Source organism: Robinsoniella sp. RHS (genome assembly GCF_001029355.1).
In the GTDB taxonomy this organism is placed as follows: domain Bacteria; phylum Bacillota; class Clostridia; order Lachnospirales; family Lachnospiraceae; genus Robinsoniella; species Robinsoniella peoriensis.
In genome coordinates, this window is record NZ_JNGB01000173.1 from 1 (window position 1) to 7,230 (window position 7,230).

3 protein-coding genes are annotated in these 7,230 nt (G+C 42.3%); 2 read left to right on the top strand and 1 reads right to left on the bottom strand.

Features of this window, described 5'->3' with window-relative positions; genetic code table 11:
- A partial coding sequence (locus RHS_RS27480; protein WP_047834973.1) for a DUF885 family protein occupies window positions 1–1,474 on the top strand: 1,474 nt, incomplete at its 5' end.
- Window positions 1,475–1,670: 196 nt separating this feature from the next.
- Window positions 1,671–1,868, top strand: coding sequence for a hypothetical protein (locus RHS_RS27485; RefSeq protein WP_027295571.1), 198 nt, complete (start codon window positions 1,671–1,673; stop codon window positions 1,866–1,868).
- Between the two features lie 264 nt (window positions 1,869–2,132).
- Here RHS_RS27485 and RHS_RS27490 read toward each other — a convergent pair.
- A partial coding sequence (locus RHS_RS27490) for a glycoside hydrolase family 2 TIM barrel-domain containing protein (protein ID WP_047834974.1) occupies window positions 2,133–7,230 on the bottom strand: 5,098 nt, incomplete at its 5' end.

Here is a 7,230-nt window from a genome sequence, read left to right on the forward strand (position 1 = left end):
GGAAAATTATCAGGAAGCACTGAATCAGATTTCTTATAAGAAACTGTCTAAAAATAATCAGCTTACTTATGACATTCTTGCATACTACCTGAAGAACCAAAATAATGGAAAGGATTTTTCTCTGTATGCAGAGCCTCTGGGACCCACAATCGGCACTCAGGCACAGCTTCCGGTTCTGCTTGCGGAATACACTTTTAACAAAAAAGCAGACGTTGATGAATATTTGTCTCTGCTTTCACAGCTGGATACATACTATGCATCCCTTCTGGAATTTGAAAAAGCCAAATCCTCCGCAGGTTTGTTTATGAGTGATGCAAATACAGATGCAATTATAGCTCAATGCCAATCCTTTATTGCTGACCCGGATAATAACTTTTTAATTGAAATATTTAATGATAAGGTGGATTCCTTTCCAGAGCTCACCCCTGAAGAATGTGCCAACTTCAAAGTCCGTCATAAGGACATTATTTTAAAGAAAGTAATTCCGGCATATGAAAACCTGATTACAGGTCTGACCGCTTTAAAAGGAACCGGAAAAAACAATGCCGGTTTATGTAATTTCCCTGATGGAAAGAAATATTATGAGTACCTGGTAAAAGATACAACCGGTTCCAATGCTTCCATTGATCAGATTCAGAAACGTCTGATGGACCAGGTGCAGACTGACTTTACTGAGCTACAGACTTTGCTGGCGAAAAACCCCACACTCCTGTCTTCTGTATCCGGCATGGCTGCTTCCTCACCGGAAGCAATCTTAAATGATCTTCAGAAGAAAATGGCAGATGATTTTCCCACCTCTCCACAGGTGAACGTAAATGTGAAATACGTCCACAGCTCCCTGGAAAAATACTTAAGTCCTGCTTTTTACCTGTCACCGCCTATAGATAATCTCATTGACAATGTGATCTATATCAACCAGGCATCTGACTACTCGGGGCTTGAGCTCTATACCACACTGGCGCATGAGGGATATCCGGGACATTTATACCAGACTATTTATTCCGGCAGTACCAACGCTGATCCGGTCAGAAGCCTGTTAAACTTTGGGGGTTACAGTGAAGGCTGGGCAACTTATGTAGAATTCCAGTCATACCAATACGCAGATGTAGATCAAGACGTGGCTGCCCTTTACCGCCTGAACCGTTCCATAATGCTCGGGATATCTTCTCTGCTGGATATCGCCATCAACTACCATGGCTACGACCGAAACGCAACTGCTGCCTACTTAAATCAGATTGGATTTTCAGACCCGGAGATCGCCAACAACATGTATGACATTATCATTGAAGCACCTGCCAACTATCTGAAATATTATGTGGGCTGCCTTAGCTTTATGGATATTCGGGATAAATTCAAAAAAGAATTGGGTGATAAATTCAACCTCAAAGAATTCCATGAACAGATTCTGACAATTGGGCCTGCCCCATTTCCAGTCCTGGAAAAATACCTGGAAAATTATTATCAGCTTGGATAAAGATCACAAACACCCAAAACCCGCTATCTTTCCTACGTTTTCGACGGTTTTACTCCCGAAAAGATAAATTTTTCATAAAAAACGAAAATTTCTTATATTTGCTACGGGTTTCGACTGACTTCGACAATCGGACTGTGTTATACTGTGTCTAACAGAGTCACTAACACACTAATAGAGCGAATAAAGGAGAAAACATATGAGAAGAATGTTATGTAATATTCAAAAGAACTGGTACAAATGTGCATTAGCTGCAGAAGGGAAAAAATTAGACCGATTGGTTGAAGAAGGAAAACCGTTAACAGGAAAAGAGTTGCTGGCGGTCAGCAGAAAAATTGATGGACATATGATAAGTCTTGTGAAAACAACAGAGTATTTAAAAAGAACAACATCCTGATTAAATTTTAATAAATTGAAAACGTAAAAAGACTGTGTACAGCGCTATGAAGTTGAATGTATTCAACTCCATAAACACTGTACACAGTCTTTATGTTTATCCGTAACATTATACCTGTGATTCTATCAAGAATCCATAATTTTAAGTTTCATTTTCATAATCAGTATCCTCTGGCAAAACATATGGAGCCATGGGTTCTTTCTCGTCTCCATCACTATTTACTTCCAATGCCTTATTGATACCATTTACCGGCGGATTCTTATTTTACATTGATTTTTTAATTATTTTTACTTTACTGCTGAGTTTTGCTTTTGACAGCATCTTTTTATAGGATAAATATTTTTTCTTCGGAACATAGATCTTTGCTTTTGTTGAAATATTCTTGAACGCATACTTTCCAATACTTGTAATTGATTTAGATTTCAGCGTAACAGATCTCAGTTTCTTACATCCTGCAAAGCTCTCTTTTCCAATTTTCGTCACATTGCTTCCAATTGTAATCTTCGACAGTCTTGTGTTTTTCCGGAATGCATTGTCGTCAATTCTGGTTACCTTGTAGGTATATCCTTTAATTTTTACAGTGGACGGAATCGTTATGGATCTGTATGTTTTCTTCGCAGGTTTTACCAGCATTACTGTCTTTGTTCTGCTCGTAGAAGCCGTTACTTTGTAACGCAGTCCCCTTGTCTGATAGGTGCTTCCTTTTTTCGGAAGTGCAGGAATTTTTGAAAGCCCGCTTTTTGCCTTGTTCAGAGCATTGTACGCCTGGTCTGTCATTTCTTTTGTTGCATTTGGGTTATTGATAACAGCTGCTGCATTTTTCATAGCTGCTTCTAATACCGACCAGGTGGATGCCGTGTAATCCGCTTTTTTAAGGGATGCACATGATTGATACAGATTCTTCAATGCCGTCTTGTCAACGGGCACCGGTTTTGCCTGGGCGGGCTTTAATCCTCTTATTGCAGACTCCAGTGCAGATATTGCCTTTGATACATCCGCCTGAACCGCATTGTCATTTGCGTTTACGCCTTTTGCTGCATTTAGCGCCTGGATAAATACTTTCCAGCTCTCCGGCGTATATAATTTTTCATTATACTTGCCATTAACACTATTTATGAGTGCTGACAGCTTTGATTTATCCACAGGTTCTTTCTCAATGCGGGATGCTTTGAAGTCTGATATCGCCTTTGTTAATTTTACAATTGCATTATCTATATCTTCCGATACGGATTTGTCAATTGTCCCGGACTGGGTCATGACAGAATTTCCATTATCTTGCGAATCTGTTCTATTTACCGTTCCGGTCTGAGTCATAACGGCATTTCCATTTATTCTTATTTCTTTTCTTGCTGTCCCGGTCTGGGTCATAACCGTATTATCTGTTTCTGCCTGATCTTCACCATAATTGGCTTCTGATTCTGATTCAAGCCCTGACTGCATCTTGGGTTCCTGAACATCCTCAGAGATACTTCCGGTCTGCGGCTGTTCCTCTCCAGGATTCAATACCATAAATGCATCTGCATTATTATAAACTCCGGGGGTACCAGCCGTAATGGTAATGCTGTGGTTTCCAGGCTCCAGTCCTGTCACTCCATATACTTTATACTGGTTAAAATCCCATCCTCCGCCTTGAGCTGCACGGATTTCCACGGATTCTGCGCTGCCGTCATCTATTTTTACGGCTGCACGGCGCAGTGTCTGATCATAACCGGACAGCCAGACGATGCCGGTACCATTAAACTTAAGTTTCACTTCTCCATCTTTAAAATAAGTAATCGTATTGTTATATGGTTTATTTCCTGCTAAATATGATGCGTCTGCAGTATCTTGAATGCTTCCTTCCGGATACTGTACTGATTCATCCGTATCATCAATCATCAGCGCTTTTGCCAAAACGGCATTGGCACTTCTAACCGGTGTACTGACATCAGCACTCCACACATCACAGCGCAGCAGTTTCCCTGCATCCGTGTCTGACGGCATATAATTCTGACTAACAGCTCCTTCAATTGCTACATAAGTTTCTTTATCGTATCCCTGTGCACTATATGCATCTGCTGCATACCACTGATACTCTAAATCTTCTGGAGCCCCGTTTGTGATGGTGCAACCCGCCGTGAGGCTTCCATCCTCATTTTCATTTACTGCCACATCACTGATTCTGACATTTTCACTTACATCATTGATGATAATAAATGCGTCCAGGCTGACATTTGCGCCTAAGGATAACGGATTCTTTCTTCCTGTGCGGTTGATTGTAATCTCGTGTTCTCCCGGTTCATCCCATACCTGCTCAAAAAGCACTTCATTTACCTGATTGCCCGTGCTGGAGTTCGCATCAAACAAGTCAATTTCTACGGGACTTCCTCCGTCTACCGTTACCTCTGCTATACCCTGATTGTTTTCTTTTGCGCCTACCCATCGGATTCCGCTTCCCGCAAACTTGAAGGAAACACCTGCTTCATTTTTTGTATCCATAAGGTAGGTGACAGATTTACCATAAGCATTTGCAGTCCAGGACTTATCTTTATCAGTCTTATAATCTGTACCTTTGGTTCCTGAAAATACAAATTCATCCGAGTCATCTAATATATCATAGTAGCGATAAGAATCCTGTCCTATTTCAATTCCATTACTCTTTACGGTCTGTCTCTCTTTTCCGTCAATCAACAGCGTAGCCTTACAGTAAACCTTGTTTGCTTCCAGTCCCTTTATGTTCAGTATGTCATTTTCAGCACCTTCAATTACCTGTGCCTTACTGTCCGGATCGCCTGCTGCTACCCGGTACCATTGCAGTTTCACTTCTGTAGCTTCACTTTCATTCTGTACATGATAGGAAACCTTCAATTCTTCTTCATTTACTGCTGATATCTTTAAATTAACCAGTGATGTAATCGTCTCTTCCGTCAGATTATTTTCATTTGTCAGACGGATTGTTCCTGATCCTGTAGAACCATTTGCCAGTTTTCCCTGAATACCGGTGTAGTTGCCCCATCCCAGGTTTGGATAATACCATTGGTTATTAATGATGAGCTGTGCTTTTTCAGTAGCGCTGCTTCCTTCCGGCTTCAAAACTTCGAAAGCATCTACTACGATGCAATTAGCTTTTCCGCCTGCCGTTTCCAGTTTAATGGTATGTTCACCATTCTCCAGTCCCTCTATGCTGTAAATCACCGTCTGCTTCAGATCATTTCCCAGATTGCTGTAGGTATCAATTTCTTCTTTGAATTCACCATCTACATACACTTTTACAAGGCCCGTATTCTTTTGCTTCGATCCGATATAGCGTATGCCGGTTCCTGTAAATTTAAATTCGCAGGAATCACCTAATTTTGAACTAAATGTTTCTGTTCCCGCATAATCAGAATTTGAATCATAGGTCGCCCATCCGCCCGTATACTTAATGGCTGCGTCCCTGTCATCCACATAGCCCAGATCAAAGGTAATTGCAACGCGGGCTGCCACGTTGGCATCCGGAGCTTCTACACTGATGCGGGGTGCGTCTGCTTCCAGTCCATAGTTTACATCATAGGACCACACATGCTCACGCATGGTTTTGAAGTCATTGGTTACCAGTCCATTATTGGGGTCATCCGTAGAATATACGAAGTAATTCTTCATATCATCTTTCCAGGACCACTGCGGTTCCACCCCATACTGATCCGGTGTCACATCCGATCCTTCTCTTACCTTGAGAGCCACTCCTTTATTACGTCCGATGTGGTCTTCCGGATAAGCTGTGTATAAACCATCTCTTAACCAGCTTACACTGTCTGTATCTTTGTCGATATCATAACTGATACCCACCTCTTTTAGTCCGCTCGTCACTTTCGGTGCAGTTGTCAGCGTATAGTCTGTGGTTATTATGCCATTTCCTGATATCTTTATATCAAAACGCACACCCTGGCCATTTGCATAAGAACCATTTACGGTTACTACAGCATACTGCTCCTGTGTCTCAGCTGTAATACCATCTATTTCCGCCAGGTTCCACTTTCCAAGGCTCATTCCTGTTACATGAAGGTATGGACCGCCTGTCACAAGAACCTGATCCTGAAACTGACCGCTTAAGATCATACCGCTTTCCTTGCTGAAAGAAACTGAAAAGTCTTTGCCTTTTACAACAATATCCTGTTCATTTTCTTCAATAGCCGGTGCCTGATCCCCAGCCGGTGTGAAGTTGTACTGTTTCGATGAAATCGCAACATTATACTCATCCACCATAATTCCATCCGGTGTATAAAATTTCAGATTTACAGCTTGTGCATCTTGGGATACCCCGTTTATGGTAATCACGCCATCACTGTGAGGTGCAATACTTTCCCCAACCATAATTTCATTCTGCTCACCGTCAACGGTATATTCAAGCTTCAATTCATTTGTATCTGTATGGTCGAACCAGTTCTTCACCGGAATATACATCGTACCGTCAGATATGTAACATGCCTCTTCCTCCACACGTACAGGCGAATAGGCTTTCTTAGTAAGATATGCCTCCGGCTTCTCTCTCAGGTAGGCATCCAATACGCTTCCCCATTCTCCATATCCGGCTGTCTGGCCATCTGAATGTGACTGCCAGCGCTCTGTGGTACCTTCCGGAATGTAGAATACATCATCGATTCCGCCCCATAAAGCTCCGCCAAGGGCTCCGTCACTGGTGAAAATATTTTCCCAACCTTTTTTTACACTTTCGCCCCAGAAATTACGTACATTTACATCCCGCTGAAGTTCATCCAGGTTATAGCAGGAAATATGTGCATATTCATCATGTATAACGGGTTTGTCAGCTCTCCCCATGCCGCCTGTTACATTTGCATAGTGGGCACTGTAGATATCGGCAAAGCCTGCAGGTTCTCCGGTATCCGGGAAGCTGAATACGCATGGACGGGTTGTGTCCACATCTCTTAAGTATTCTCTTTCATCCTGGAATGCATTTCCTCCGGACTGTGACGCTACTTTACTGTAATTTGATTCATTTCCCAGAGACCAGATGAGAATGGACGGCCTGTTGCGGTCACGTTCAATCATCTCCGTAAACTGAGGAAGAAAATCTTCGTACTTACTGCTGACATCTGCCCATGGCCCCTGGAAGCAGACAGCTGTCTCCTGTTCCACATAAATTCCCATTTCATCACAGGCATCCAGCAGATCTTCAGAAGCCGGATAATGTGATGTACGTATATGGTTTATATTTGCATTCTTGTACGCTGCAATCTCGGCGTAACTTTCTTCTCTGGTCATGGAACGTCCCAGATCATCGGATACATCATGTCGGCAGGTACCGCGCAGTTTTACTTCTTTTCCATTCACATAAACTTTATTGGTATCTGTGCCGTCTGCGCCTCCGTAATGTATTTCACGG